Here is a 25,069-nt window from a genome sequence, read left to right as displayed (position 1 = left end):
GGGGTAAGACATCACGACGAAGCTCCTGGCCAGGCGAGTTGATCTAGGCAATCGCCCGTCTACCAGGAGCTTCACCCATGCACGGAGCCGACACGCCGCACAACCGCCACACTCGCTGACGAGGTTGGCAAAGGCTCACTGTCGTCATCGACACCGATGTCGCCTCCGCGATCCTCACAGCACGGCTGCCCGACCATCTCGACCGCCTGATCGCGGGCGCCGTATCGCGATCACCTTCGTGACCGTCGGCGAGCTCACGCAGTGGACCCACCGCCACCGATGGGGTGAGGCCCGCCGCGCGGGCCTGCACGCGTTCTTCCGCCGTGTCGTCATCCTGAACGCTACCGTCGACGACTGCGATCGTCCGGGGCGACATCCAGGCCGCCGGGCGGCTGCGCGGCCGACCACGCCCGATCAACGACAGCTTGATCGCGGCCTGCTGCATCGCCCGGGACCTGCCGCTGATCACGCTCAACATCAAGGACTACCGCGACGTCGCCGAGCACGAGGGCCTCGAACTCATCCGGTGACGCCGCTACCCCGTGGAACCTCGCGTTGTCGGTCCTCCCGTAGCGGGAGCCACAGGTTCGAGTCCTGCCGAGGCGCGCAGATGCTCCCGTACGCGCCGAAGGTCGTGTCCGGGTTCGTCAGCCCCCCGAGCTGTCGCCCAGCGGCTCCTGGACGAAGGGGTCGGTGAGCGGGGAACCCGCGCCCCCGGCCGTGCCCGGCATGATCTCGAAGTCGGGCCGGAAGTGGACCAGCAGCGTCGCGAGGGTGCCCAGCAGGGCGGCGTCGCCGTCGAGCGCGACCGTCCCGTCGGCGATCTGCTGCTGCAGCGGCCTCGTCCCGATCATCGCCTCCTCCAGGTCGGTGCGGTCGGCGGTGATCGTGAGGTCCGGGTCGTCGGCCGTGAAGCCCTGGAGGTTGGTCAGGGTGTCATTGCTGAGCTCGACGACGAACCGCTCCCCATTGTCGGGCGTGACCAGGTTGATGGTGAAGGCGAGCCCGGAGACCTTCGCCGGGTCGATGCGGATCGCGAGGAAGTCGAGGAACTGGCCGGTGCTCAGGGCGCGGATCAGGTCCGGGTGGCTGCTGCTGGGCGCCGCCCCGGTGGGGATGCCGGAGCGCAGCTCGAGCGCCGCGGCCAGGAAACCTGTTGCGCAGGCTGGGGCTCTCCCGCTGGTAGCCGACCTGCTCGAACGCGTCGGCCAGGAGACGTCGGGCATCGACGTCGGCAGGCTCGGCGTGGACGAGCTTGTCGAGGATCTCGATCGCCAGCAGGTACGAGCCGTCCGCCATGAGATCGCGGGCGCGGCGCAGGATCGGCTCCGCGCCGCCCATCATGTCCACGTACAGGGGCGCGGAGTCGCGCGGTGAGAGCGGGATGAGCGTCGCCGGGTTGCCGTCCCAGTACCCCAGGTACCGGTTGACCACGGCGCGGGAGTTGTGCTCGACCGAGCCGTGGTAGCTGCGCGCGGCCCACTGCCGCTCGAGGCACTCGGGCACCCGGTAGACGTTGTGGATCTCGTTGATCGTCACGCCCTGGTTCGCCAGGTGCAGCACGCCGTTGTTCAGGTGGGCGTAGGTGTCGCGCTGGGTGCGCATGACCTCCTGGATCCGGTCGTTGCCCCACCGGGGCCACGAGTGGGACGCGAACATCACCTCGGCCTGCGTACCGAAGAGGTACAGCGCCCTGTTGATCTGGCGCGACCACTCCAGCGCGTCCCGGACGAGGGCGCCGCGCAGCGTGTAGATGTTGTGGATCGTCCCGGTGATGTTCTCCGCGGCCCAGAACACCTTCCAGTCGGGGAACCACGTGTTCATCTCGGCCGGCGCCTCGGTCCCGGGGGTGTTCTGGAAGACCATCCGCACCCCGTCGACGGTGTGTTCCTCCACGTCACCGGAGATCACGACCGTCGGGGCGATGAGGCCGCCCGTCCCGGCCGCCACGCCCTTGCCGATGGCCTGGTCGACGTGCCCGAACGGACTCCGCGCCAGCAGCGACCCGTACTGGTAGAACATGCGCCGGTTCATGGCGTTGCCGGAGTAGACGTTCTCGGCCACGGCATGCTCGAGGAACCCGACCGGCGCGATGATCTGCACCGTGCCCGCGCGGACGTCCGCCTCGTCCACCACGCCGCGCACGCCGGCGAAGTGGTCGGCGTGCGAGTGGGAGTAGACGACCGCGACCACGGGCCGGTGGCCCAGGTGCTCGGTGACCAGCGCCAGCGCCGCCGCGGCGGTCTCCTTGGCCGTCAGCGGGTCGAACACGATCCAGCCCGTCTCGGACCGGATGAAGCTGATGTTGGCCAGGTCGAAACCGCGGACCTGGTAGATGCGGTCGGGTACGACCTCGAACAGGCCGTAGTGCATGTTGAGGACGGCCTGGCGCTGCAGGGACGGGTGGATGCTGTCGAAGTCCTGCCCGTCGAGCAGGAAGTCGTAGCTGCCCATGTCCCAGGCCACGTGTCCGGCCTCCGCCATGATCCGGCGGTAGGCGGGCGCCGCGACGAACCCGCGGCGGGCCTCCTCGATGTCGCGCACGTCGTCGAACGGGAGTGCCTCGCGGGCCGCCCGCAGCGCTGCGACCGTCTCCGCGGAGGGCGGCGTGCCCAGAGGGTGGAAGTGCTCCATCGTCCGCAGACCTCCGTGTCGCGCTCGTCCTGCTCCGGATCGGCACGACAGCAGCGGGCGTCCGCCGCCGTCATCGCAGCATCGAGCCTCGCCGCCGGGCCCGCCGGCCGCCTCACCTGCGCCGGGCGAGGACGGGACGCGCACGGCCGTCATCGGCCTGCCGACCGACGACCGGCCTGCGCACCACACCTGAGCCGACCGGAGCACAGGACCGACGGCCGGGACGGCGTCGGTGCCGGCGATCTCCCCCGCGGCAGGGGATGCGGCGGTCGCCGGGCGACGACGTCGCCCGCGCTGCGTCCCGCGACCGCTGGACTCACTCCAGTACCGCCACTGCCTCCCTCCACATCCGCGCGACGACCTCCCCCGCGGGGTCCGCCGTGGCCAGTGCCGCACCCTGTCCCGCCCAGTGGTTGACGCGGTCGATCCCGTCCGGCTCGCCGCGCCGCCACTGCGCGACCAGCGCCCGCTGGTGCGGGTACGGCGCGGGCGGCGGCGCCCCGGGCGTGTGCCAGGCCGTCACGTACGGGGTGGGCGCGGCGCGGGCCAGCCGGCCGGAGTAGGCACGGGTGGGCACCGTGGCCTCCGGAGCGAGGCCGTGCAGCGACCGGGCCCAGTCCGCGGCGATCGCGGCTTCCGGTGTGCGCAGCAGGGCGGTGCCGATCTGCACCGCGCTCGCACCCAGCGCGATCGCGGCCGCCACGCCGCGCCCGTCGGCGATCCCGCCCGCGGCGATCACCGGGACGTCCAGACCGTCGGCCAGCCTCGGGACCAGTGCGAACAGGCCGACGTCGGTGGCCTCCGCCATGGCCGGGTCGAAGGTGCCCCGGTGCCCGCCCGCCTCCATGCCCTGCGCCACGACCGCGTCGGCGCCGGCGGCCTGCGCGGCGAGCGCGTCGTCGAGGGTGGTGGCGCAGGCGAACCAGGCGATGCCGGCGTCGTGCATCCGCGCCACGAACGAGGGCTCGAACAGGCCCATGATCGACGAGATCACCGTGGGGCGGGCGTCGAGCATCGCCGCGCACTGCTCGGCGAAGTCCGGGGCAGCCGCACCCGGCTCACCGGGCGTCCCGAGCCTGCCGAGGAAGGCCCGGGCGGCGTCGACACGGGCCGGGTCGTCGGCGGGCGGGTCGGGGATCCAGATGTTGAGCTGCACCGGGCCGTCGGACCCGGCCCGGAACTCGCGCATCCACCGCGCGATCTGCTCCGGCGGGTCCAGCACGACCCCCGAGGCGCCCATCCCGCCCGCCCCAGCCACCGCCACCGCCAGCTGGGGCGGGCAGGCCCCGGCCATCGGCGCCTCCAGGATCGGCACCCGCAGGCCGAATCGGTCACAGAACTCGCGCACGCGCGCCGGCATCATGGACCCGTCCTACCACCGGGGACGCAGCCCCGCTGCGACGGCGGTACCCGGGTGTCCGACGACGCCCGCTCGCCGGCCTCCTGGCCGCGGTCGACGCGGACCCGCGATCGCCCCCCGGTTCCAGCCCCGAAGCCGCTGCCGAGGACGCGCGGAACGCCCGGCCTGCGCGTCGCCGACGTCGGCGGGACACGCCCTGCGTGCTGTTCGTCGACGAGATCGACGTGCTGGGGTCGGAAGCGCCCGAGACCGGCCGTGCTGCCGCTCAGCGTCGTGGCACTCGTGCGGCTGCGCAGGTGGCACCGCGAGCACCGCTGACCGCGACTCGCGCGCACGGAGACCCCGACTCGCGCACACGGAGACCCCGACTCGCGCACACGGGGACCCCGACTCGCGGAGCCGCCACGCGAGTCGGGGTGTGGGTGCGCGTGAATCGGGGCGGCGGGGCGCGGGGTCAGCGGGGCGGCCGGGTACCGCGGAACCCGTCGGCGCACCGCACGAGATGTTCGCTGTTCACGGCACGGCCCTCCCCGACAGTTCACCCGCGAGGGCCGCGGCCGCGGCGTGCAGCAACGGCGTGATCTTCTCGACCGCGGTCCAGGTCACCCGGGTCTCCGGGCCCGAGATCGACAGTGCCGTCATCGACGGCCCGCCGGGTACGGCCACCGCGACGCAGCGCACGCCCAGCTCCTGCTCCGCGTCGTCGACGGCGTAGCCCTGCTCGCCGATCTTCTCCAGCTCGCGGAGCAGCCGCTCGGGGTCGGTGATGGTGTGCGGGGTCTGCGCCACCAGCCCCGCCCGCCCGACCAGCGCGAGCACCTCGGCGACCGGCAGCTGCGCGAGCAGCACCTTGCCGACCCCGGTGCAGTGCGCCGGCACCCGCCTGCCCACCTCGGTGAACATCCGCATCGAGTGCCTGGAGGGCACCTGCGCCACGTAGACGACCGCGTCGCCGTCGAGCATCGCCATGTTGGCGGTCTCCCCCACGGCGTCGACGAGCCCGGCGAGCTGCGGCTGCGCCCACGAGCCCAGCATCCGCGATGCGGCGTCCCCCAGACCGATCAGCCGGGGTCCCAACGCGTAGCGCCGCGACGGGAGCTGCCGCACGTAGCCCGACCCGACCAGCGTGCGGATGAGGCGGTGGATCGTGGGCAGCGGCAGGCCGGAGCTCGTGGCCAGTTCGGACAGCGCGACGTCACCCCCGGCCGCGGCCATGTGTTCGAGCAGGCCGAAAGCGCGGTCCAGCGACTGGACGCCTCCGGTCCGTTCGATGCTGCTCATCACCCACCTGCCTCCGGTCCGAGCCTACTTGCCGAGCCGATCGGTTCCGGCCCACATCGACCACCGCCGCGCGCCATGGCCGGCCGTCCGGCCCGAACCACGACCGGAGCGCACCCGGTGGACGCCCCGGGAACCCGCGGGACCGGCGGCGAGTTGTCGGTGCGTGATCGAGCTCGTCGCCGGCGCGAACACCCCGCTGCCCGGGGCCGCCGTCGCCGTCCGCCTCGACGGGGGGTACGACCTGTCGGCGCTGGTCCTCGGCTCCGGAGGCAAGGTCGGCGGGGACGGCGACTTCGTGTTCTACAACGCTCCCCGCGCACCCGGGGTCTCGGTGGCGCCGGGCCGCGTGGAGGTGACCCCGGCCCGGCTGCGAGCGGGCGCGGAACGGGTCGTGGTGGTCGCCAGCCCGGACGGCCCGTCCGGTGCGGGCCCGCGTGCCACCCTCGCCGGCCCGGACGGGCGGCCCTTCGCCCGCCTGCCCGCACTCGGGCCCGAGGCCGCGCTGCTGCTGGCCGAGATCTACCCGCGCGCCGGGGCCTGGCGGGTGCGGGCGATCGGCCAGGGCTACTCCGACGGGCTCGCCGGGCTCGCCCGCGACTTCGGGGTGCAGGTCGACGACGACGGCACGGGCACCCCGGCCGGACCCGGCGCGGGTGCCTCCCGCGGGGACCCGCCCGTCGACGAGGTCGTCGCCGCCACCAACGCCGAACGTGCCCGGCATGGCCTGGGCGGGCTCGCCGTGGACGTCCGGCTGACCCGCGCCGCGCACGCGCACACCGCGGACATGGTGCGCCGCGGCTTCTTCGCCCACGAGAACCCGGACGGCGCGCAGGTCTGGGACCGCGCCGTGGCCGCCGGCTATCCCTACCGCAAGGTCGCCGAGAACATCGCGGCCGGCCAGCGCACCGCGGCCGAGGTCGTGCGCGGCTGGATGGACAGCCCGGGCCACCGCGCCAACATCCTCGACGGGGAGCTCACCCAGATCGGCGTGGGCCGCGTCGAGGGCGGGGAGTACGGCGTCTACTGGACGCAGGTGTTCGGCACTCCGCGCTGACCCGCCGTACCCGGCGGTCGAGCCCGCCGGCCGCCCTCACCGCGTGGGCGCATCGGCGACTGCCGGGCTGCTCGCGCTCGCCGTGGGCCCGGCCGCCCCCTCCCACCCCGCCCCCTCCCACGCCAGTTGCACCAGCCGCCGCAGCGCCCCACCCCCGACGGGCACCGGGTTGTCCGCCGGCACGACCGCCTCGGTGCGCGCCGCCACCTCGTCGAGCTGGTCGGCCCGCAGCCCCAGCTCCCGGAGCCCGCGCGGGACGCCCGCCGCGTCGGTCAACGCCCGCAACCCGGCCACGGCGTCGGCACACCCCAGCGCGCGGGCGATGCGGGTGGTGGCCTCCGGAGAACCCGCAGCGTTGAACGCCAGTACGTGCGGCAGGACGGTCGCGTGCGTGCGGGCGTGCGGCAGGCCCAGGCCGCCCAGCACGTGGGCGAGCTTGTGGTGCAGGCCCGAACCGGCCGCGGCGAAGGCGGTGCCGGCGAGGTAGGCGCCCCGGAGCAGGTCCGCGGGATCGCCGTCCCGCAGCCCGGCGGCGAGCACCCGCACCCCCTCCTCCGCCAGGACGCTGCTCACCGGGTTGCGGCGCGGCGCCCAGAACGCCTCGACGCAGTGCGCCATCGCGTTGAGCGCGCTCGCCGCGGCCAGCTCGGGCGGCAGCGTGGCCGTCAGCTCCGGGTCGTAGACGACGGTGCGCGGCAGCACCGCGAGGTCCACACCGGTGGTCTTGACCCCGTCCTCCGACAGCCCCCAGATCGGGGTGACCTCGGATCCGGCGTACGTGGTGGGGACGGCGACGATGGGCAGCCGCGTGGTCAGGGCCACGGCCTTCGCGGCCCCGATGGTGGATCCGCCCCCGATGCAGAGCACCGCATCGGCCCCGACGGCGGCCGCCCGCGCCGCGTCGGCCGTGGCCACCGGGACGTGCTCGCGCACGGCGGTGAACGTGGCCGCGACCCGGCCGGCGAGAGGATCGGTGATGATCCGTACGCGGCCGGCGTCACGCTCCGAGGCGATCAGCAGGACCCTCGTCGCCCCGAGCCTGTCGATCTCCGCGGCCAGCTCCGTGCGCGCCGCGCCGGCCCCGAATACCACGCGGCCGGGCAGTGCGTCGTAGGTGAAGTGCACCGGCCCACCCTGTCGGGGGCCGAGATCGATGTCCACCCGGCCCCCGCGCCCCCTCCCCGCAGTTGCGCGACGTCCTACAGCACCCCGAACCCGCACCTGGGGTCCTCCGGGTCGCAGTGGGGTGGCTTCACTGCGGCGACACTGCAGTGGGGTGGCTCCACTGCAACCTGGCTGTGGCGGCGAGGCGCAACGTCGCGGGGGTGGGTGGCTGGCGCCACGGCCGGGGCAGTGTGCGCATTCGGGCCCGGCGCCGCGGGCGGGCTGGCAGCATGCGCGGTCGTGACCACCGCCGTGCGGGCCTCCCGCATCACCTCGCTGCACGTGTTCTGCGCGGTCCTGGTGCTCGCGATCCTGGCCCGGCCGCTGCTCACCGAGGTCGCGGCGGCGCCGGCGCTGCGCACGGCGGCCACCGTGTTCGTCGCCGTCTGCGTGCAGGCGCTGCCGTTCCTCGTGTTCGGGGTGCTGCTGTCGGGGGTGATCGCGGCGTTCGTGTCCCCGGCTGCGCTGCGCCGGGCGCTCCCGAGCCGCCCGGCCGCCGCGGTTCCCGTGGCCGGCGCGGCCGGGCTGGTGCTGCCGGGCTGCGAGTGCGCCTCGGTGCCGGTGGCACGGCGGCTGATCGGGCAGGGCGTGCCCGACGCCGCGGCGCTGACGTTCCTGCTCGCCGCACCCGCGATCAACCCGGTCGTGCTGGTGGCCACGGCCGTCGCGTTCCCCGGTGAGCCGCGGATGGTGGCCGCCCGGTTCGCCGGGTCGCTCGCCACGGCGTGCGTGATGGGCTGGCTGTGGCAGCGGGCCGGGCGGGCGGAGTGGATCGCCGACCGGGCCCGGCGCTCCGCGCCCACCACCGGGGGCGCCGGCCGGTGGGCGGTGCTCGCCGAGACCGCGCGCCACGACCTCGTGTCCGCGGGGGGCTTCCTGGTGCTCGGCGCGGCCACCGCCGCGGCGCTGTCGGTGCTCGTGCCACCGGAGTGGATGGACGCGCTGGCCGGGCAGCTGCTGCTCGCGATCGTCGTCATGGCCGTGCTCGCGGTGGTGCTGGCGCTGTGCAGCGAGGCCGATGCGTTCGTCGCCGCGTCGCTGTCGATGCTTCCGCTGCTGCCGCGGCTGGTCTTCCTCGTGGTCGGCCCCGCGGTGGACGTCAAGCTGATCGCGCTGCAGGCCGGCACGTTCGGGCGGGCGTTCGCGGCCCGCTTCGCCCCGGTCACGTTCGTCGTCGCGATCCTCTGCGCGTGCGCCGCCGGGTCGGTGATCCTGCCGTGAGGCGCGACACCCAGCACGTGCTGCTGGTGCTGCTGGGCGGTGCGCTGCTGCGGATCGCCGCCGACGACACATACCTGCGCTACGTCAAGCCCTCGCACCGCTGGCTGCTGGTCGCGGCGGGGGCGGTCATCGTCGCACTGGCCGTGGTGGCGCTGGTGCGGGACCTGCGCGGCGACGCCCCGGCCGACGACCACGACCACGGCGCCGCCGAGCGGCACGTGCCGTGGCTGCTGCTCGCCCCGGTGCTGGTCATCGCGCTGGTCGCCCCGCCCGCGCTGGGCGCCGACTCGGTGGCCCGCGCCGGTGCCCGCAACGCCGTGGTGCAGGACGGCGACGTGTTCGCGCCGCTGCCGGCCGAGCCCGAGCTGACCGTCGCGGAGTTCGTGCAACGTGCCGCGTGGGACCGCTCGGGCTCGCTGGACGGCCGCGAGGTGACGCTCACCGGCTTCACGGTCCGCCGCGGCGCGGCCGTGGAGCTGGCCCGCCTCACGATCGCCTGCTGCGCGGCCGACGCCCGCCCCAACCGGGTACGGCTCGTCGGCGACCTGGGCGATCCGCCGCCGGACACCTGGCTGCGGGTCCGCGGCACCGTGCAGACCGGCAGCGCCACCGCCGCCACCGGGTACGTCCCGGCGATGACGGTGGCGGCCGTTGAGGTCGTGGCGGCCCCGCCGGACCCCTACGAGTACTGACGGTCAGGGTGTGGCCCGGCGCAGCCCGAGCCACCCGGCGCCGCCGACCAGCAGCGCGAGCAGCAGCGGGTAGACCACGGCGGCCGCGGGCGGCTGGTCACCCAGCGCCGAGAACACCTGCGGCCACCAGCCCTGCCACCCGATGACGGCCATCGCCCCGACGAGGACCACCGCGAGACCGATCAGCACCGCATACACGCCCAGCTGGCCCCACCGCTTGAACACGACCCCGAACCCCAGACCCACCGCCGAGCAGCCGAGCAGCACCGCCGCGAAGACCAGCCAGGCGAGCAGCAGGTTCTCGGGTGCCCCGAACCGGAAGAAGCCCAGCCCGACACCCCACCCCCCGGTGGCCCGCTCGATCGCGAGGCCCGCGGCCAGGACCAGGCCGAAGGCCATCGCCTGGACCAGCGCGTAGAGCAGGGCCGCGGCGTAGAACTCCTTGCGGGTGACCCCGAGGCCCAGCGCGAACGGGAAGAACTGGGTGATGACCTGGATCTGCCCGATGGCCACCACGACGTAGATCGCGCTCACGCCGCCGGTGGACAGGTCGCCGGAACTGGCGATGAACGCGATCGCGACGTTCAGGGCCAGCACCGTCGCCATGATCCCGAGCGGAAGCCCGACGGCCTTGCGCCCGTCCATCAGCTGGAGACGGGCGACGTCGACGATGCGTGTCATGAGAACTCCCCCGGGGCCGCGCCGGCTCCCACCGGCCGGGCCTGCGTCGTGCGGACGACGAGCTGCTGCAGCGAGACCGGCTCGAACCGCAGCTCCGGCGCGTCGACGGCCGGTTCCGGCGAACCGGTGACCGTGACCCGCAGGAACCCGCCGAGCTGCTCGCGGTGCAGCTCGGCGCGCCCGGCGACGAACCGCTCCACGGCGTCGGTCGGGCCGCTGACGGTGACCGCGCTGTCGCGCAGCGCGTCGGCGGCGTCGTCGAGCAGCACGCGACCGCGGTCGATCAGCACGACGTGCTCCACGAGGTCGCTGACCTCGTCGATCAGGTGCGTGGAGAGCACCACGGTGCGCGGGTGCTCCGCGTAGTCGGCGAGCAGCCGGTCGTAGAACAGCTGGCGGGCGACGGCGTCGAGCCCGAGGTAAGGCTCGTCGAAGAAGGTCAGCGGCGCCCGCGACGCGAGCCCGATGATCACCCCGACCGCCGAGAGCTGGCCCCGCGACAGCTTCTTGATCATCTGGTGCTCCGGCAGCCCGAACTCCCCGACCAGCTCCGCGGCGAACGCGGCGTCCCAGTGCGGGTACAGCAGCGCCGCCGAGCGCAGGGCGTGGGACACGCGGAACGCGTCGGGGTAGCGCTGGCTCTCCTTGACGAAGCAGACGCGCGAGAGCACGCCCACGTTCTCCCGCGGCGCCTCGCCGAAGATCTCGACGCTCCCGGAGGTCTGGAAGACCTGCCCGGTGAGCACCTGCATCAGCGTGGTCTTGCCCGCCCCGTTGCGGCCGAGCAGCCCGTGGACGGTGTTCTCGGCCAGCTCGAGGTCGATCCCGTCGAGTGCGGCGACCTCGCCGTAGCGCTTCGTGAGACCGACCGCCCTGATCGCACTCATGATTCCTCCCCCGCGACGTCGATCATCTTCTTGACCTGCTCGGCGTCCATGCCGAGCTTGCGGGCCTCCGCCAGCAGCGGGGCCAGGTACGCCTTCGCGAACTCCTCGCGCCGGCGGTCCAGCAGCAGCGTGCGCGCGCCGGTGGCGACGAACATGCCGATCCCTCGTCTCTTGTAGAGCACCCCGTCGGCGACGAGCTGGTGCACGCCCTTCGCCGCGGTGGCCGGATTGATGCGGTGGAAGGCCGCGAGCTCGTTCGTCGAGGGCACCTGGGCCTCCTCGGCCAGCGACCCGTCGACGATCGAGGTCTCGATCTGCTCGGCGATCTGCACGAACAGCGGACGGCCGTCGTCCCTCACGCCGACACCCAGTCCGTTGGTTCGTTACTCATGTAGTTAACCATGCAACGTGAGAACGGGGCTGTCAAGAGCGTCGACGAGGTCGTAGACGCGGGCACGGGGTCGTGTCGCATACCGGGTCGGCGGTGCCGCGGTTGCTCGCCGCCCACACCGGCCTGACCAACCTATGACGACGAAGTCAAGTCCTGGCTTCAGGTGATCTTGGGCGTGTGGGGTCGACTCGGCGGTCTGCCACCGCCGAGTTGATCTTCTTGGTGGGGGTGTGCGTTGCTGGTCGGGTGGTGCCCCGCGCCCGTCTCCGGCCCTACGTAGCGTTCAAGCGGGTTGTTCCCGACAGCCTTCATCCGGGCTTGATGGGAGACGGGCGGGGCTGCTCATGGTCAGTTGCGGGATCTCAGGTCCCGACGGCGATGCGAGCTCGCCCCGCCCGGTGGTCAGCGGCGCGCGGGTTCAGGCGGCGGCGGCCCCGTTCTGGGGGTTGGGGTCCTCGTGGCGGTCCAGGCCGGCGGCGATGGCGGGGTCCCAGGCGGTGCCGGTGACGATGACGGCGTGGAGTTGGCGCAGCAGGCTCGCCGCGCACGCGACGCGGGCCTGGGTGTCGGTGAGCGGGTTGTCGGTGCGCCCGGTGAGGTGGGTGTGGCGGGCGGCGAGGACGGGGTTGTGGCGCAGCGCGGTGAACACTGCCCGCCACGCGGCCAGGCGCAGCTCGGGGCGGCCGCGGCCGCTGATACCGGTCTTGCCCTGGTAGGTGCCCGAGGCGTTGTCGCGCGGACAGAGCCCGGCGTGTTTGACCAGGGCGCGGGCGCTGGTGAACCGGGCGGGGTCACCGGCCTGGGCCAGGATCGTCGCCGCGCCGATCGCGGACACCCCGGGGATGCTGGAGACCAGGTCGGTGAGCCCGAGCTGGTCGAGCACGGCGAGCATCCGGGATTCGACCTCGACGATCTCGGTGCGTCGGGCGGTCAGGTCGGCGCACGCGTAGCCGACCCGTTCCAGAGCGCCGGCTCGCTGCCCGGTGACCCCGACCGCGGTGTGGGCGGGGTCGGTGGCGGCGTCGAACACCGCGCGCACGATCGCGCCGTGCCAGCGGGTGGTGCCGAGCTCGCGGCGGACCGCGGCGGCGAAGCGGGTCGGGCCCCACCGCCCGATCACGCCCAGGTCCCCGCTCTCGCCGACCCGGTCGAGCGCGACGGTGACCGCGGCCAGCCAGTTCGCGGAGTCCAACGGCTTGGACGCGGCCTCGAGCACCGACGGCCACGCGCACTCGAGCAGGTCGCGGACCTGCTGCCGCGCCGCCCCAGCGGCGACGAGCAGCCCGGCCCGGCGTGCCCCGAGGTGCCGCAACCTTGCCCAGGTCGGGTCGGCCCGCTCGGGCAGGTAACAGCGCAGCTCGGTCACCAGCCGGGCGATGATCATCGCGTCGGTGTCGTCGTTCTTGTTGCGGGTGAAGTCCTCGGCCTCCCGCGCCCGGCACACCAACAGCGGCTGTACACACACCAGCACCACCCCGAACTGCGCGGCGATCTGGTCCAGCACCCGCCAGCGGTGCCCGGTCGGCTCACACGCGACCACGACCGAGCCGTATCCGGCCTCGGCTGCGCGGGCCAGGCCCCACTCCACGGCGTCGGACAGCTGCCAGGCCTTGCACCGCACCGTGCGCCGGGCCAGGACCTGCGAGTCCGGGTCGGTCAGCGCGCACACCTGCTTGTCCGCGGCCAGATCGAACGCCAGCACCGCGGACTCGCGGGTGATCACCGCGCGGAGCCGGGCGAGTTTCTCGTTGCGACGACGGTCTCCCCGGGACAACCGGTGCCTACTAGCGTTGGACACGACATCCTCCTGGTGCGGTTGGGACTCCAAGCCCGAGAACCTCACCAGGAGGATGTCCCGCGACCTCAACCGCTCAGGTTGTTACTACCGCCGGGGTTGTCGCGGGTATTGGCGCGGCACGGGTCCAGCCCGCCGACCGCCTGGCGCACCCTGGACGCGATCGGTGAGCCGGCGCTGGCGGCGAACGCCGCCGCCGGAGCGAAGGCCCGCCGTCGGGCCCGGGCCCAGGTGGTGACTCGGCACGGCCGGATCCCACCTCGCGGGTCGCCGAGCGGATCATGCCGCCAGGCTGGCGAACGCGCCCTGTGCTACCGAACTACGAGTCTCCCTTCCTTATGATAGACAAAGGCACTTAGGTAGCAGAGACTCGACATCGCCGGAGGTGAGTAGCAGTGGACGTACCCGGGTCCCACACCGTGAAGTCGCTGCGCGGGATCCGCACTTTCCTCCCACCTGCACTCCCACCTCCCATCGAGTTCACTGCGACCCTCATCAGCACGTTGTCCCGCGCCGACCGGGCGCTCGGCGAACTCGCCGGGACCGGCCGCGGAATGCCGAGCCCGACGCTGTTCACCCGCGCCCTGCTGCGCCGGGAAGCCGTGCTGTCGAGCCGGATCGAAGGGACGCAGACGACACTGTCCGATCTCGTCCTCTTCGAGCTCGACGACGCGCGATCGGTCATCGACGACTCGACGCGTGCCGATGCGCGCGAGGTGGCCAACTACGTCCGGGCGATGGACTACCTGCTCGACGAGGAGCGCCAAGCCCCTCTCGGCCTCTGGGTCCTGCGCGAGGCCCACCGCATCCTGCTGACCGGGGTCCGTGGCGACTCCGCAGTTCCCGGGGAGTTCCGTACCGATCAGAACTGGATCGGCTCCCCTGGCGCTCCCGTCGAGGAGGCCACCTACGTTCCTCCACCTCCCGAGCGCCTGCCGGACTGCCTGGACGCCTTCGAGCAGTACCTGCGCGGGCCACGGACCCTGCCGCCCCTTGTCGACATCGCGGTGCTGCACTACCACTTCGAGGCGGTGCACCCGTTCCGTGACGGCAACGGGCGCGTGGGCCGCCTACTGGTGTCGTTGCTGCTGGCGGAGTGGGGCCTACTTCCCGGACCGCTGCTCGACTTCTCGGCCTACATCGAGCCCCGACGCGAGGAGTACTACGCACGGCTGCTCGCCGTCTCGGCCCGGGCGGACTGGGCTGGATGGATCGCGTTCTTCCTGGAAGTCGTGGCCGTGCAGGCCCGCGACGTCCTGACCCGCGTGCAGGCCCTCCAGAAGCTGCGCGAGAACTACCGCAGCCAGGTCACCGGAGCCCGCTCGTCCAGCCTGTTGCCGCGGCTCGTCGACGAGGTCTTCGTCAACCCTGCCATGACCATCGCCGACGTCATGGACGTGCTGCACGTCACGCACCGCGCGGCGACCACGAACCTGGAGAAGCTGGTGGAACAGCGCGTGCTGGTCGAGGTGACCCGGGCCGGCCGGGTGCGGCGCTTCCTCGCCCGCGACGTGCTCGCGATCGTCAACGGCAATCGGCTGTGAGGCCGGTCAGATCTCCGCGCGTCGCTCCACCAGCGTCTGGGCCACCTGGGCCAGCTTGACGTTGAGCGCCTGCGACGCCGATCGAAGCACCTCGAACGCCTCGTCGGCGGAGATCCTGCGCCGCTCCATCAGGATGCCCTTGGCCTGCCCGATGACGTCGCGGCTCTGCAATGCCTGTCGCAGCTGCGCCGCCTCCAGCTCGGCGGACGTGGAGGCGAGCGTGGCCGCGAGCGCGGCCGAGGCGTGCGCGGCGAGCACGAGGGCGAGATCGCGGTCGAGCTCGTCGAGACCTCCCACCTGGTGGGAGTAGACGTTGAGCGCGCCCATGCGCGGCCCGTCGCCATCGGGGAACAGGCCCACGGCCAGGACGCTGTGCACACCGAGCTCGGCGGCGGCGGGCCCGAACGCGCCGAACCGGGTGCTCGTGGCGAGGTCGGAGCAGAACGTCAGGCCCAGGCCCGACTTGCGGGTGGCGTCGACGCACGGTCCGTCGTCGATGCGGTACTGGATCTCGTCGAGCCGGGTCGCGAGCGCGTCGGTCTCCACGGGGGTGTGGAAGCCGCTCCCGCTGCGCAGGGTGACGCTGACCAGGTCGGCGCCCGGCACGACCGCCCTGGCGGCCTCGACGACCCGTTGCAGCACCCCGCGCACGGTGGTGGCGTTCATCAGCGCGGCGGCCAGCGCCAGGAACTCCGCGGCGACCGGGCCGGGGATGTCGTCGGTGTCGACGAGGGCGTCGAGCCGCTGCCGGTCGTCGGCCATCTCCTGGTCGGTCGTCACCCTCGCCCCCCTTCTCTCGCGCCGTGCGCCGGCGCGGAAGCTTGACCCACGGACGGTTCGCAGGGCAAGCCCGGCCCGATCACTGCGACGTCTGCCGGACACCGATGGCCCGAATGGCGTCACCCGCGGGTCGCGACGGCCTCCGTCGAGCGGCGCCTGCGCACCGCCAGCACGACGAGGCCGACGACGACCAGCCCGATCACCACGTAGCTGACGGGACCCAGCCACTGCTCGACGGTGTCCCAGTTCTCGCCGAGTGCCCAGCCGATGGCGAGGAACGCCGCGTTCCACACCCCGCTCCCGATCGCCGTCAGGACGGTGAACCGCAGCACCGGCATGCCCGAGATGCCGGCCGGGATCGACACCACGCTGCGCAGGAAGGGCACGCAGCGCGCGAGCAGGACGACCTTGCCGCCGTGACGGTCGAACAGCTCGTCACCGCGGTCGATGTCGCGCACGCTCGCGAAGACGAACCAGCGACGTCGGGCCAGGCGACGCAGGCGCTCGTGCCCGAGCCAGGCGCCCAGCCCGTAGAGGATCAGGGCCCCCAGCACCGACCCCGCGGTGGCGGCGGGCCAGACCGTCAGCAGGTTCAGCGTGCCCGTCCGGGCGCGGAAGCCCGCGAGCGGCAGGATCACCTCGGACGGGATCGGCGGGATGACGTTCTCGAGCAGGATCAGCAGACCGACGCCCGCCGCCCCGAGGCGGTCGACGATCGCGAAAATCCAGTCGGCCATACCGCCAAGGATGCCCGAAACCCTCCAGGGCGAACCGGTGCCGGTCGCCGGCTCACACTCCGGGCAGGATGGCGTCATGGCTGTGAACCCCACCGGAGCCGACATGAAGGCCTTCCTCGACGTCGGGCCGGACCAACCGATCGTGATGCTCAACCTGCTGCGCTTCTCCGAGGGCGGGGCGGCGCGCTACGACGAGTACCTCGCGCACTTCCGGCCGCACGCGCAACGGGTGGGCGCCACGGTGGTGTACTTCGGCCACGGGGGCGATCCGATCGTCGCCGAGCACGGCCGGTCCTGGGACGCCGTGCTGCTGGTGTCCTACCCCAGCCGGCGCGCGTTCTCCGACATGGTCCGCGACCCCGGCTACCAGGAGGGCACCCACCTGCGCACCGAGGCGTTGGTGGAGGCCGTCCTGCAGCCCACGACGCCGCGCTGACCGTGCCACCGGGCTACTCCAACCTCAGCGAGCGCCCACCCGGCCGGTTCCTGTCACTCGCCGCACGCCTGCTGCCGGGGGTGCGCGCGGTGCAGGACCAGGTGCTGCCCTACGCGGCCGCCTGGCGGGACCACAACGCCGCCGCGCTCGCCGCCACCGGGCCGCTGTGGGTGGCGCTGGGCGACTCGATGACGCAGGGCATCGGGGCGGGCGCGTACGAGCGCGGCTGGGTCGGGCAGGTCGCGGCCCGGATGCCCGGGTGGCGGGTGGTGAACCTGGCGATCTCCGGCGGCATCGTGCGCGACGTCCTGGACCGCCAGCTCCCGGCGCTGGACGCGCTGGCAGCGCCACCGGACCTGCTCACCGTCATGATCGGGTCCAACGACATGTTCAACCCGCGCCACCGCCCGCACCTGGCCGCCGACCTGGCGGAGCTGCTGGAGCGGCTCCCGCCCGGAACCGTGGTGGGCAACCAGCCGGGCACGTTCGCCCCGGCCCTGGAGATCAACCGCCTGATCGACGACGCCGTGGCCCGCCGCGGGCTGGTGCTGGCCGAGTTCCGCGACCCCCGCACCCGCACCTGGCGGGGCAAGCTCGCCGCCGACCACTTCCACCCCAACGAGCGCGGCTACGCCTCGATGGCCGCGATCATGGAGGAGGCGATCCGCCGCCGGTGAACCACCCGAGCGCCGGACCGGTCGGTGGATCGCTCGCGCCGCCGCACTCGTGGGGCACCGCCGGCACCGGCCGGTGGGCGCCGTCGAGCAACATCCGGACCGTCGACAGCAGCACGTGCGAGCCCAGCGGCCGGACCAGGAACGCACTCGCCCGGTGGGCGGCGGGCTCGTCGCCGGGCCGCCGACCCACCGCCAACACGGGGACCCGGCGTACCGCGAGTGCGGCGATCAGCGCGGACGCGGCGTCGCCCGCCTCGCCGACCTCGATCACCGCGACGTCCGGCGGGCGCGCCCCGACCAGCGCCGCCGCGCCCCGGACGCCGCCCGCGGCGCTGACCCCGTACCCGGCCGTGGACAGCGTGCGGACGTACCCGCGACGCACCTCGGCGCACGCGGCCAGCACCAGGACGTGGCGCGCACACCGCTGCCGGGGCAACGGTGTGCGCGCACCGGGTCCGGGCACCGACGCCTCCTGCCACACGGCCGGCTCACGCACTGCCGCGGCCGACGGCGGGCGCGAGCGGCGATGCGGCACGAGGGAACCGACGGCGCCGAGCAGGTCGGCCGGCCCGAACGGCCGGTTCAGGTACCGGTCCGCGCCCACGTGGAGTGCGAGGTCGTGCAGGAAGGCGTCGTCGCCGAGCATCAGCACCGGCACGGTGGAGCCGCGCTCGCGCATCGCCCGGACCATCGAGACCCCGTCCAGCACCGGCATCGCGACCTCGGCCACGACGATCTCCGGACCCCCCGTCGTCGCGGCGGCGAGCACCGCCAACGCCGCGTTGCCGTTGGCCACGGCCGTGACCTCGTGACCGCTCTGCCGGAGGGCGTGGGCGTAGGCGCGGCGCAGCGTGGGGACGTCGTCGGCGAGCAGCACCCGGCGCCGGCCGCGGGGGTACCGGACCGGGATCGGCGCCGCGGCGCCACCGGACGTCGGGGCGGCCGGTCCACCGCACCGGGGCCGCGCGGCGCCGGCCGCCTGCCGGCGCCCGGATCGGTCGGTGTCGGATCGCGCGATCATGCCTGCTCCTCGGGTCAAACTCCCCGCCACGCTGCCGTCGCGCCCTTGCGCCGGCATGAAGGGTTGATGAGGATCGCTTCAGAATCCGAGCGGTCCGCCGGTGCGCCGCGGGTGCCCGAAGCGCGCGGCGGCCACCGTCACGGGAGTTCGACGTGACGGTGGCCGCGCTGCAGACCCGCGGTCAGGCCGCGGCGGGTGCCTCCGCCCGCTCGCGCAGGCTCGCCGGCACCTCGAACCTCGCGCCGTACTTGGCCACGAACTCGTCGGCGCGGGCCACGAAGCCGGCGGGGCCGCCGGGGTAGCCCTCGACGTACTGCACGACGCCCCCGGTCCAGGCCGGGAAGCCGATGCCGAAGATCGAGCCGATGTTCGCGTCCGCCACGGAGGTGAGCACGCCCTCGTCGAAGCACTTCTGCGTCTCGATGGCCTCGACGAACAGCATGCGCTCGGACAGCTCGTGCAGGTCGACGTCGTGGTCGGTCGCCCCGAACTCGGTGCGCAGACCCGGCCACAGCCCGGCCCGCTTGCCCTCGGCGTAGTCGTAGAAGCCCGCCCCGCCGGACTTGCCGGTGCGGCCCGCGTCCACCAGCCGGTCGATGACCGCCTCGGACGGGTGTGCCTCCCACGTGCCGCCGGCCGCCTCGACCGCCGCCCTCGTCTCCTTGCGGATCTTCTGCGGCAGCGTCAGCGTCAGCTCGTCCATCAGCTGCAGCACCGGCGCCGGGTAACCGGCCTGCGACGAGGCCTGCTCGATCGTCTGCGGGTCGATGCCCTCGGCGATCATCGCGACACCCTCGTTGAGGAACGTCCCGATCACCCTGCTGGTGAAGAACCCGCGGCTGTCGTTGACCACGATCGGGGTCTTCTTCATCCCCAGCACCACGTCGAAGGCGCGCGCCAGCGTGGCGTCCGAGGTCTGCTCACCGCGGATGATCTCCACCAGGGGCATCTTGTCGACGGGCGAGAAGAAGTGCAGGCCGACGAAGTCGGCCGGGCGGTCCACGCCGGTGGCCAGCTCGGTGATCGGCAGCGTGGAGGTGTTGGAGCACAGCAGCGCGTCCGGGGAGATCACCTTGGCGGCCTCGCGGAACACCTCCTGCTTGAGGGCCACGGACTCGAACACCGCCTCGATGACGATGTCGCAGCCCGCCAGGTCGGCGTAGTCGTCGGTGGCGGTGATCCGGGCGAGCAGCGCGTCGCCCTTCTCCTGCGTGGTCTTCCCGCGCGTGACGCCCTTCTCGACGAGGGCCTCGGAGTAGGCCTTCCCCTTCTGCGCCGCCGAGAGGGAGACGTCCTTGAGCACGACCTCCCAGCCCGACAGCGCGCACGTGTAGGCGATGCCCGCGCCCATCATCCCGGCGCCGAGCACCGCGACCTTGGTGGGCGTGTACTTCTCGGGCCCGTCGGGGCGCGAGCCGCCGCCATTGATCGTCTGCAGGTCGTAGAAGAACGCCTTGGTCATGTTCTTGCTGACCTGGCCGGTCACGAGCTCGGTGAAGTACCGGGCCTCGATGCGGAACGCGGTGTCGATGTCGACCTGCGTGCTCTCCACGGCCGCCGCGAGGATGTTGCGCGGCGCCGGCATCGGCGCACCCTTGATCTGCTTGCGCAGGTTGGCCGGGAAGGCGGGCAGAAACGCCGCCAGCTTCGGCGAGGACGGGGTGCCGCCGGGGATCTTGTAGCCGGGCTTGTCCCACGGCGCCGCGGCGTCGGGGTTGGCCGCGATCCAGGCGCGTGCCTGCTCCAGCATCTCGTCGGGCGTGGCGGCAAGTGAGTCGACGATGCCGACCTCCAGCGCCTGCGCGGGCTTCATCCGCTGGCCCTGCGCGAGGACCTTCATGAACCCGTCGGCGATGCCGAGCAGGCGCGTGACGCGCACGACGCCGCCGCCGCCGGGCAGCAGGCCCAGCGTCACCTCGGGCAGGCCGTAGAGCACACCCTTCGCGTCCAGGCCGATGCGGTGGTGGCAGGCCAGGCCGATCTCCAGGCCGCCGCCGAGCGCGGTGCCGTTCATGGCCGCGACGACCGGGCGCCCGAGCGTCTCCAGGCGCCGCAGCACCGTCTTGATCGCCATGGACTGCTCGTAGAACCGCGGCGCGTCGGCCGGGGTGGCCTTCGACAGCGAGTCGAGGTCGCCACCGGCGAAGAAGGTCTTCTTCGCGGAGGTGAGGATGACCCCGGTGATGTTCTCCTTGTCAGCGACGAGGGCGTTGACGCACTCGTCGAACGCCACGCCGAAGCGCTCGTTCATGGTGTTGGCACTGCGGCCCGGGTCGTCGAGGGTGACGACGACGATCCCGTCGGCACCCTTCTCCCAGCGCACTGCCTTGTCCGTGCTCATCAGATCCGCTCCACGATCGTCGCAATTCCCATGCCGCCGCCGACGCACAGCGTGGCGAGGCCGTAGCGCAGCTCGCGCCGCTCCAGCTCGTCGATCAGGGTGCCCAGGATCATCGCCCCGGTCGCCCCGAGCGGGTGGCCCATCGCGATGGCGCCGCCGTTGACGTTGGTCTTCTCGTGGCTGATGCCCATGTCGCGCATGAACCGCATGGCGACCGCGGCGAACGCCTCGTTGATCTCGAACAGGTCGATGTCGTCGACGGTCAGACCCGCTTTCGCGAGCGCCTTGCGCGAGGCGGGCGCGGGGCCGGTGAGCATGATCGTCGGGTCGGCGCCGGACAGCGCCGTGGAGAGGATGCGCGCCCGTGGCCGCATGTTCGCGGCCCGGCCCGCGGCCTCGGTGCCGATGAGGCACAGCGCGGCACCGTCGACGATGCCGGAGCTGTTGCCGGCGTGGTGCACATGGTCGATCTTCTCGACCCAGTGGTACTCCTGCAGGGCCACGGCGTCGAAGCCGCCCGCCTCGCCCATCATCGCGAAGGACGGCTTGAGGCCGGCGAGGGACTCCAGCGTGGCCCCGGAGCGGACGTGCTCGTCGTGGTCGAGGACCGTGAGCCCGTTGCGGTCCTTGACCGGAACGACCGACCTCGCGAAGTAGCCGTTGGCCCACGCCTTCGCGGCGCGGGCCTGCGACTCCACGGCGAACGTGTCGACGTCCTCGCGGTTCCACCCCTCCAGGGTGGCGATCAGGTCGGCGCCGATGCCCTGCGGCACGAAACCGGTCTGGTAGCTGGTGTCGGGGTCCATCGCCCAGGCGCCGCCGTCGGAGCCCATCGGCACCCGCGACATCGCCTCCACGCCGCCGGCGAGCACCATCTCCTCCATGCCGGAGCGCACCTTCTGGGTGGCGGTGTTCACGGCCTCCAGGCCGGACGCGCAGAAGCGGTTGAGCTGCACGCCGGCCACCGTGTGGGGCAGGCCCGCGGCGATGGCGGCGGTCTTGGCGATGTCGCCGCCCTGGTCCCCGATCGGCGAGACCACACCAAGGACCACGTCGTCGATGGTGCTCGGGTCCAGCTCCGGGTAGCGGGCGCGGAGCTCGTCGATCAGCCCGGTCACCAGCGAGACCGGCTTGACCTCGTGGAGCGAGCCCGAGGCCTTGCCTCGACCACGCGGGGTACGGACGGCGTCATACACGTACGCCTGAGGAATCCCAGAAGAAGCGACGGTCATGACCCTTTGTTACAGCAGTACTGTCACATAGGTCAAGGTTCGGGCTACGGTGTCACTCATGGGGCCACCGGCTACGGCGATCGCACTCACCATCGACCAGCTCGCGGAGCGCAGCGGCGTCACCGTCCGGACCATCCGTTTCTGGGCCGGGCGGGGCCTGCTCCCGCCCCCGACCCTGCGCGGCCGCACCGGTTTCTATGGTGCGGATCACCTCGCGCGCCTGGAGCTGGTCAGCGAGCTGTCCGCCCTCGGCTTCACGCTGGCCGCCATCGAGGGCCACCTGGGGACGCTGCCCGAGTCCGCGGGTGCCGCCGAGCTCGCCCTGCAGCGCGCGCTGCTCACCCCGTGGGTCCCCGAGCACATCGAGGACGTCGACCGGGCCGAGCTGGACCGCCGCGCCGGTCGCACCCTGCGCGACGCCGATCTCGACGCGCTCGTCGGCCTGGGCGTCGTCGACGTCCTGGACACCGGGCGGTTCCGACTGCACGGGCCCGGCACGCTGGGCAGCGGGCTGGCCGTCCTCGACTCGGGGCTCCCCGTCGAGGTGTGGCGCCGCGCCCACGAGCTGATCGAGCAGCACACCACGGCCCTGGCCGAGGACCTGATGAAGATGTTCCAGGACGACGTGCTGCAGCCCTACCGCGACCGCGGTCGCCCCGCGGAGGAGCGCACCCGGCTGGCCGAGGCCATGTCGCAGCTCAAGCCGATCACGGTGCGCGGTGTCGTCACCGCGTTCGGGCGGGCGGTCAACCGCGCGATCCGCGAGCGGGTGGGTTAGGTTGCAGGCTGTGCAGGTACTGCGGGCCGCCGGCTACTACGCCGTGCCAGAGGGTGAACCCAACCAGTACCGCGAGCATGTCCGGTGTGACCACCTGTCGGTCGGCACGTACTGCATCCCGGTCGGCGGCAAGGACAGCCAGGACCCGCACACCGAGGACGAGGTCTACGTCGTGATGCGGGGCCGCGCGCTGCTGGTCAGCGACACCCGCGAGGTCGAGGTCGGCCCCGGCTCGGTGATCTTCGTGCCGGCCGGGGAGGCGCACCACTACACCGACGTCAGCGAGGACCTGTCGATCGTCGTGGTCTTCGCGCCCGCCGAGCGCTCCCGGGCATGACCTACACCCACCCGCACACCGTCCGCTACCTCGAGGTCGACGCCCAGGGCGTCGTGTTCAACTCGTGGTACCTGGCCTGGTTCGACGACGCGATGACCGGGTTCCTGGCCCATCGGGGCCTGCCCTACGCCACGATGCTGGAGTCCGGTCACGACGTGCAGCTCGTGCGCTCGGAGATCGACTGGCGCGCCGGGGTCGGTTTCCAGGACGCGGTCGACATCGCGGTCTCCACCGCGCGGATCGGCCGCACGTCCTTCGCGCTGGACTTCGAGGTCCGCCTCGACGGGACCGTCACCTGCGCGGGCCGCACCGTCTACGTCGTGGTCGCCACCGACGGCTCGGGCAAGCGGACGATCCCGGCGCTGATCGCCGACGCACTCGGGAAGCCGGCCCCGCTGCTCCCGGCCTGACGCGCCGTCTCAATTCGGGTCACCCGATCAGGCTTGTTAGGGTGCACTATCCCGGTGTTCGCAACGCCGCCGACGTCAGCCCTGGGAGTGCCCGTGTTCGTCGTCCCCGACGGCCCGCTGACCACCGACATCTGGATGCGCTACGCGCTGGTGCGCATCCGTGAGCTCGTCGACAAGCCGCGTGCCGACATGACCGACACCGAGCTGAGCATCTACACCTTCGCCACCGCCGCCCTGAGCGGCGGGCCCCCGATCATCCCCCTGATCGAACGCGGCGCCGCCCGGCTCTGCCGCGTGTGCGGGGCCGAGTGGCCGCTGCGGATGCCGGCCGAGCACGTCGCCGGCTGCCCCGTCCGCACCGCCACGGCCTGATCGGTCGAGGTGGAGCTGCACGGTCATACCGGCGCCGTACCCGATCGGGATGCTGGGTGCACCCGGCCGCGCACCTCGCCCAGCGCCACTCGCCCGCCCCCGACCGCGGGCGCCGTGGCGGAGATGACGACCTCGTCGCCGTCCTCGAGGTAGGTGCGGGCGCCCGTACCCACCTGCACCGGCTCGGTGCCGCCCCAGGACAGCTCGAGCAGGCACCCGCGCTGGTCGCGCCGGGCGCCCGAGACCGTCCCGGAACCGAGGAGGTCCCCGGCCCGCAGCGGGGCCCCGTTCGAGGTCAGGTGGGCGATCAGCTGCGCGGCGGTCCAGTACAGGTCGATCGCGGGCGGGCGGGACACGACCTCACCGTTGATCGCCAGCTCCAGCGCGACGTCGAGCCCCCGGTCGGCGGTACCGAGCAGGTGGGGCAGCGGCTCGGGGTCGCGCGGGGGCGGGTCCACCCAGGCCGCGGCGAGCTCGTCGAGGGGAGTGACCCACGCCGAGATCGAGGTGGCGAAGGACTTCCCGAGCAGCGGACCCAGCGGGCGCGACTCGAACGCCTGGACGTCGCGCGCGGACCAGTCGTTGAGCACCACCACCCCGAAGACGTGGTCCAGCGCGTCGTCCATCGCCACCGGCCCCGCCGACCCGCCGAGCACGAAGCCCAGCTCGGCCTCGACGTCGAGGCTGCGGGTGGGCCCGAGGTCACCCGCGGCGCGCTGCCCCGACGGCCGCACGACGGGCGTGCCCGACACCGCCACGGTCCCCGCCCGACCGTGGTACCCGACGGGCAGGTGCTTCCAGTTCGGGGCCAGCGGCGGGCCGCTCGGGCGCGCGATCCGCGCGGCGTTGGCGGCGTGCTGTTCACAGGCGAAGAAGTCGACATAGTCGGCCACCGAGAAGGGCAGCCGCATCTGCAGGCCCGCGGGCGGCAGCACGTACGGCGCGTGGTCCTCCCCCAGCCGGGCCGCCAGCCAGCCGTGCACCTCGCGCCACGCCGGGCGGCCCGCGGCCAGCAGCGCGTCGAGCGTGTGCGCGGCGAGCAGCTCCGGGTACGGGCCCGCCTCGACGTCGGCCAGCGACCCGACGTCGACGACGCCCTCGGCCGAGCGGGCCACCACCCGCCCCGGCCCCGGACGTCCCGCGCCCCCCACGACCCCCAGCGCCAGGCTCCGCATACCGGCACCGTAGCGGGGTGATCAGCCCGGGTCGTGCCGGAGGAGTGCACCCGCGCCGAGCACGGCGGC

At 73.2% G+C, this 25,069-nt stretch carries 25 protein-coding genes; 10 read left to right on the top strand and 15 right to left on the bottom strand.

The features are described from left to right. Positions 1-647: 647 nt before the first annotated feature. The 4 genes from Q1K26_RS22380 to Q1K26_RS22365 all read right to left on the bottom strand — a co-directional run bounded on the left by Q1K26_RS22380 (position 648) and on the right by Q1K26_RS22365 (position 5,275). On the bottom strand, positions 648-1,034 hold the full coding sequence (locus Q1K26_RS22380) for an alkyl sulfatase C-terminal domain-containing protein (RefSeq protein WP_300016512.1): 387 nt from the start codon (positions 1,032-1,034) through the stop codon (positions 648-650). Further along, positions 937-2,634, bottom strand: a complete 1,698-nt coding sequence (locus tag Q1K26_RS22375) for an alkyl sulfatase dimerization domain-containing protein (protein WP_300016503.1) — start codon at positions 2,632-2,634, stop codon at positions 937-939. The genes Q1K26_RS22380 and Q1K26_RS22375 overlap by 98 nt, the downstream gene beginning before the upstream one ends. A 316-nt stretch (positions 2,635-2,950) precedes the next feature. Further along, entirely contained in the window at positions 2,951-3,997 is a 1,047-nt protein-coding gene (locus Q1K26_RS22370) for a nitronate monooxygenase (RefSeq protein WP_300016500.1), read from the bottom strand. 510 nt (positions 3,998-4,507) lie between these two features. Then, positions 4,508-5,275, bottom strand: coding sequence for an IclR family transcriptional regulator (locus Q1K26_RS22365; RefSeq protein ID WP_300016498.1), 768 nt, complete (start codon positions 5,273-5,275; stop codon positions 4,508-4,510). 163 nt (positions 5,276-5,438) lie between these two features. On the opposite strand from Q1K26_RS22365, the gene Q1K26_RS22360 reads away from it, so the two are divergent. Continuing rightward, positions 5,439-6,329, top strand: a complete 891-nt coding sequence (locus Q1K26_RS22360) for a CAP domain-containing protein (RefSeq protein ID WP_300016495.1) — start codon at positions 5,439-5,441, stop codon at positions 6,327-6,329. A gap of 36 nt (positions 6,330-6,365) precedes the next feature. Here the strand turns inward: Q1K26_RS22360 and Q1K26_RS22355 are convergent, their stop codons facing one another. Continuing rightward, positions 6,366-7,454 (bottom strand): maleylacetate reductase, encoded by a 1,089-nt coding sequence (locus Q1K26_RS22355; protein ID WP_300016492.1) that lies wholly within the window; start codon positions 7,452-7,454, stop codon positions 6,366-6,368. Positions 7,455-7,733: 279 nt separating this feature from the next. Between Q1K26_RS22355 and Q1K26_RS22350 the strand changes: the two genes are divergently transcribed. Next, a complete protein-coding gene (locus Q1K26_RS22350) occupies positions 7,734-8,714 on the top strand; it encodes a permease (RefSeq protein WP_300016489.1) in 981 nt (326 codons plus the stop codon). After that, on the top strand, positions 8,711-9,406 hold the full coding sequence (locus Q1K26_RS22345) for a TIGR03943 family protein (protein ID WP_300016486.1): 696 nt from the start codon (positions 8,711-8,713) through the stop codon (positions 9,404-9,406). Before Q1K26_RS22350 ends, Q1K26_RS22345 begins: the two co-directional genes overlap by 4 nt. 3 nt (positions 9,407-9,409) lie before the next feature. On the opposite strand, the gene Q1K26_RS22340 is transcribed toward Q1K26_RS22345, so the two are convergent. The 4 genes from Q1K26_RS22340 to Q1K26_RS22325 form a co-directional block, all read right to left on the bottom strand. Next, positions 9,410-10,087, bottom strand: a complete 678-nt coding sequence (locus Q1K26_RS22340; RefSeq protein ID WP_300016483.1) for a hypothetical protein — start codon at positions 10,085-10,087, stop codon at positions 9,410-9,412. After that, a complete protein-coding gene (locus tag Q1K26_RS22335; RefSeq protein ID WP_300016480.1) occupies positions 10,084-10,974 on the bottom strand; it encodes an ABC transporter ATP-binding protein in 891 nt (296 codons plus the stop codon). Before Q1K26_RS22335 ends, Q1K26_RS22340 begins: the two co-directional genes overlap by 4 nt. Further along, positions 10,971-11,333 carry a GntR family transcriptional regulator gene (locus tag Q1K26_RS22330; protein WP_300016477.1) on the bottom strand — a complete coding sequence of 121 codons (363 nt, stop codon included), beginning with the start codon at positions 11,331-11,333 and terminating at the stop codon, positions 10,971-10,973. The genes Q1K26_RS22335 and Q1K26_RS22330 overlap by 4 nt, the downstream gene beginning before the upstream one ends. 450 nt (positions 11,334-11,783) lie before the next feature. Beyond that, the gene (locus Q1K26_RS22325) at positions 11,784-13,139 is read right to left on the bottom strand and encodes an IS110 family transposase (protein ID WP_300016474.1); all 1,356 of its coding nucleotides are present in this window, start codon (positions 13,137-13,139) and stop codon (positions 11,784-11,786) included. A gap of 416 nt (positions 13,140-13,555) precedes the next feature. Between Q1K26_RS22325 and Q1K26_RS22320 the strand changes: the two genes are divergently transcribed. Further along, positions 13,556-14,704, top strand: coding sequence for a Fic family protein (locus tag Q1K26_RS22320; RefSeq protein ID WP_300016471.1), 1,149 nt, complete (start codon positions 13,556-13,558; stop codon positions 14,702-14,704). A 6-nt stretch (positions 14,705-14,710) separates the two neighbouring features. Here the strand turns inward: Q1K26_RS22320 and Q1K26_RS22315 are convergent, their stop codons facing one another. Continuing rightward, positions 14,711-15,484, bottom strand: a complete 774-nt coding sequence (locus tag Q1K26_RS22315) for an ANTAR domain-containing protein (RefSeq protein WP_300016469.1) — start codon at positions 15,482-15,484, stop codon at positions 14,711-14,713. Between the two features lie 119 nt (positions 15,485-15,603). Further along, entirely contained in the window at positions 15,604-16,221 is a 618-nt protein-coding gene (locus Q1K26_RS22310) for a DedA family protein (RefSeq protein ID WP_300016464.1), read from the bottom strand. Between the two features lie 76 nt (positions 16,222-16,297). Between Q1K26_RS22310 and Q1K26_RS22305 the strand changes: the two genes are divergently transcribed. Continuing rightward, positions 16,298-16,657 carry a DUF1330 domain-containing protein gene (locus Q1K26_RS22305; RefSeq protein ID WP_300016461.1) on the top strand — a complete coding sequence of 120 codons (360 nt, stop codon included), beginning with the start codon at positions 16,298-16,300 and terminating at the stop codon, positions 16,655-16,657. Positions 16,658-16,659: 2 nt separating this feature from the next. Next, positions 16,660-17,334: an SGNH/GDSL hydrolase family protein gene (locus Q1K26_RS22300; RefSeq protein ID WP_300016458.1), complete on the top strand. Its 675-nt coding sequence runs from the start codon at positions 16,660-16,662 to the stop codon at positions 17,332-17,334. On the opposite strand, the gene Q1K26_RS22295 is transcribed toward Q1K26_RS22300, so the two are convergent. The 3 genes from Q1K26_RS22295 to Q1K26_RS22285 all read right to left on the bottom strand — a co-directional run bounded on the left by Q1K26_RS22295 (position 17,306) and on the right by Q1K26_RS22285 (position 21,928). After that, positions 17,306-18,355 carry a response regulator gene (locus tag Q1K26_RS22295; protein WP_300016455.1) on the bottom strand — a complete coding sequence of 350 codons (1,050 nt, stop codon included), beginning with the start codon at positions 18,353-18,355 and terminating at the stop codon, positions 17,306-17,308. The genes Q1K26_RS22300 and Q1K26_RS22295 overlap by 29 nt on opposite strands. Positions 18,356-18,536: 181 nt before the next feature. Beyond that, positions 18,537-20,696, bottom strand: a complete 2,160-nt coding sequence (locus Q1K26_RS22290; protein WP_300016452.1) for a 3-hydroxyacyl-CoA dehydrogenase NAD-binding domain-containing protein — start codon at positions 20,694-20,696, stop codon at positions 18,537-18,539. Beyond that, positions 20,696-21,928, bottom strand: a complete 1,233-nt coding sequence (locus Q1K26_RS22285; RefSeq protein ID WP_300016449.1) for an acetyl-CoA C-acetyltransferase — start codon at positions 21,926-21,928, stop codon at positions 20,696-20,698. The genes Q1K26_RS22290 and Q1K26_RS22285 overlap by 1 nt, the downstream gene beginning before the upstream one ends. Before the next feature lie 58 nt (positions 21,929-21,986). On the opposite strand from Q1K26_RS22285, the gene Q1K26_RS22280 reads away from it, so the two are divergent. The 4 genes from Q1K26_RS22280 (at position 21,987) to Q1K26_RS22265 (ending at position 23,825) form a co-directional block, all read left to right on the top strand. Continuing rightward, positions 21,987-22,706, top strand: a complete 720-nt coding sequence (locus Q1K26_RS22280) for a MerR family transcriptional regulator (protein WP_300016446.1) — start codon at positions 21,987-21,989, stop codon at positions 22,704-22,706. A 10-nt stretch (positions 22,707-22,716) separates the two neighbouring features. Continuing rightward, positions 22,717-23,043, top strand: a complete 327-nt coding sequence (locus tag Q1K26_RS22275) for a cupin domain-containing protein (protein WP_300016443.1) — start codon at positions 22,717-22,719, stop codon at positions 23,041-23,043. Then, the gene (locus Q1K26_RS22270; protein ID WP_300016440.1) at positions 23,040-23,453 is read left to right on the top strand and encodes a thioesterase family protein; all 414 of its coding nucleotides are present in this window, start codon (positions 23,040-23,042) and stop codon (positions 23,451-23,453) included. The genes Q1K26_RS22275 and Q1K26_RS22270 overlap by 4 nt, the downstream gene beginning before the upstream one ends. Before the next feature lie 93 nt (positions 23,454-23,546). Continuing rightward, positions 23,547-23,825, top strand: a complete 279-nt coding sequence (locus tag Q1K26_RS22265) for a hypothetical protein (protein WP_300016437.1) — start codon at positions 23,547-23,549, stop codon at positions 23,823-23,825. A gap of 23 nt (positions 23,826-23,848) precedes the next feature. On the opposite strand, the gene Q1K26_RS22260 is transcribed toward Q1K26_RS22265, so the two are convergent. Then, the gene (locus Q1K26_RS22260; RefSeq protein WP_300016434.1) at positions 23,849-25,000 is read right to left on the bottom strand and encodes a fumarylacetoacetate hydrolase family protein; all 1,152 of its coding nucleotides are present in this window, start codon (positions 24,998-25,000) and stop codon (positions 23,849-23,851) included. Between the last annotated feature and the right edge of the window lie 69 nt (positions 25,001-25,069).

Source organism: Pseudonocardia sp. (assembly GCF_029263155.1).
Classification (GTDB): Bacteria; Actinomycetota; Actinomycetes; order Mycobacteriales; family Pseudonocardiaceae; genus Pseudonocardia.
This window is presented reverse-complemented; position numbering and strand designations above follow the sequence as displayed.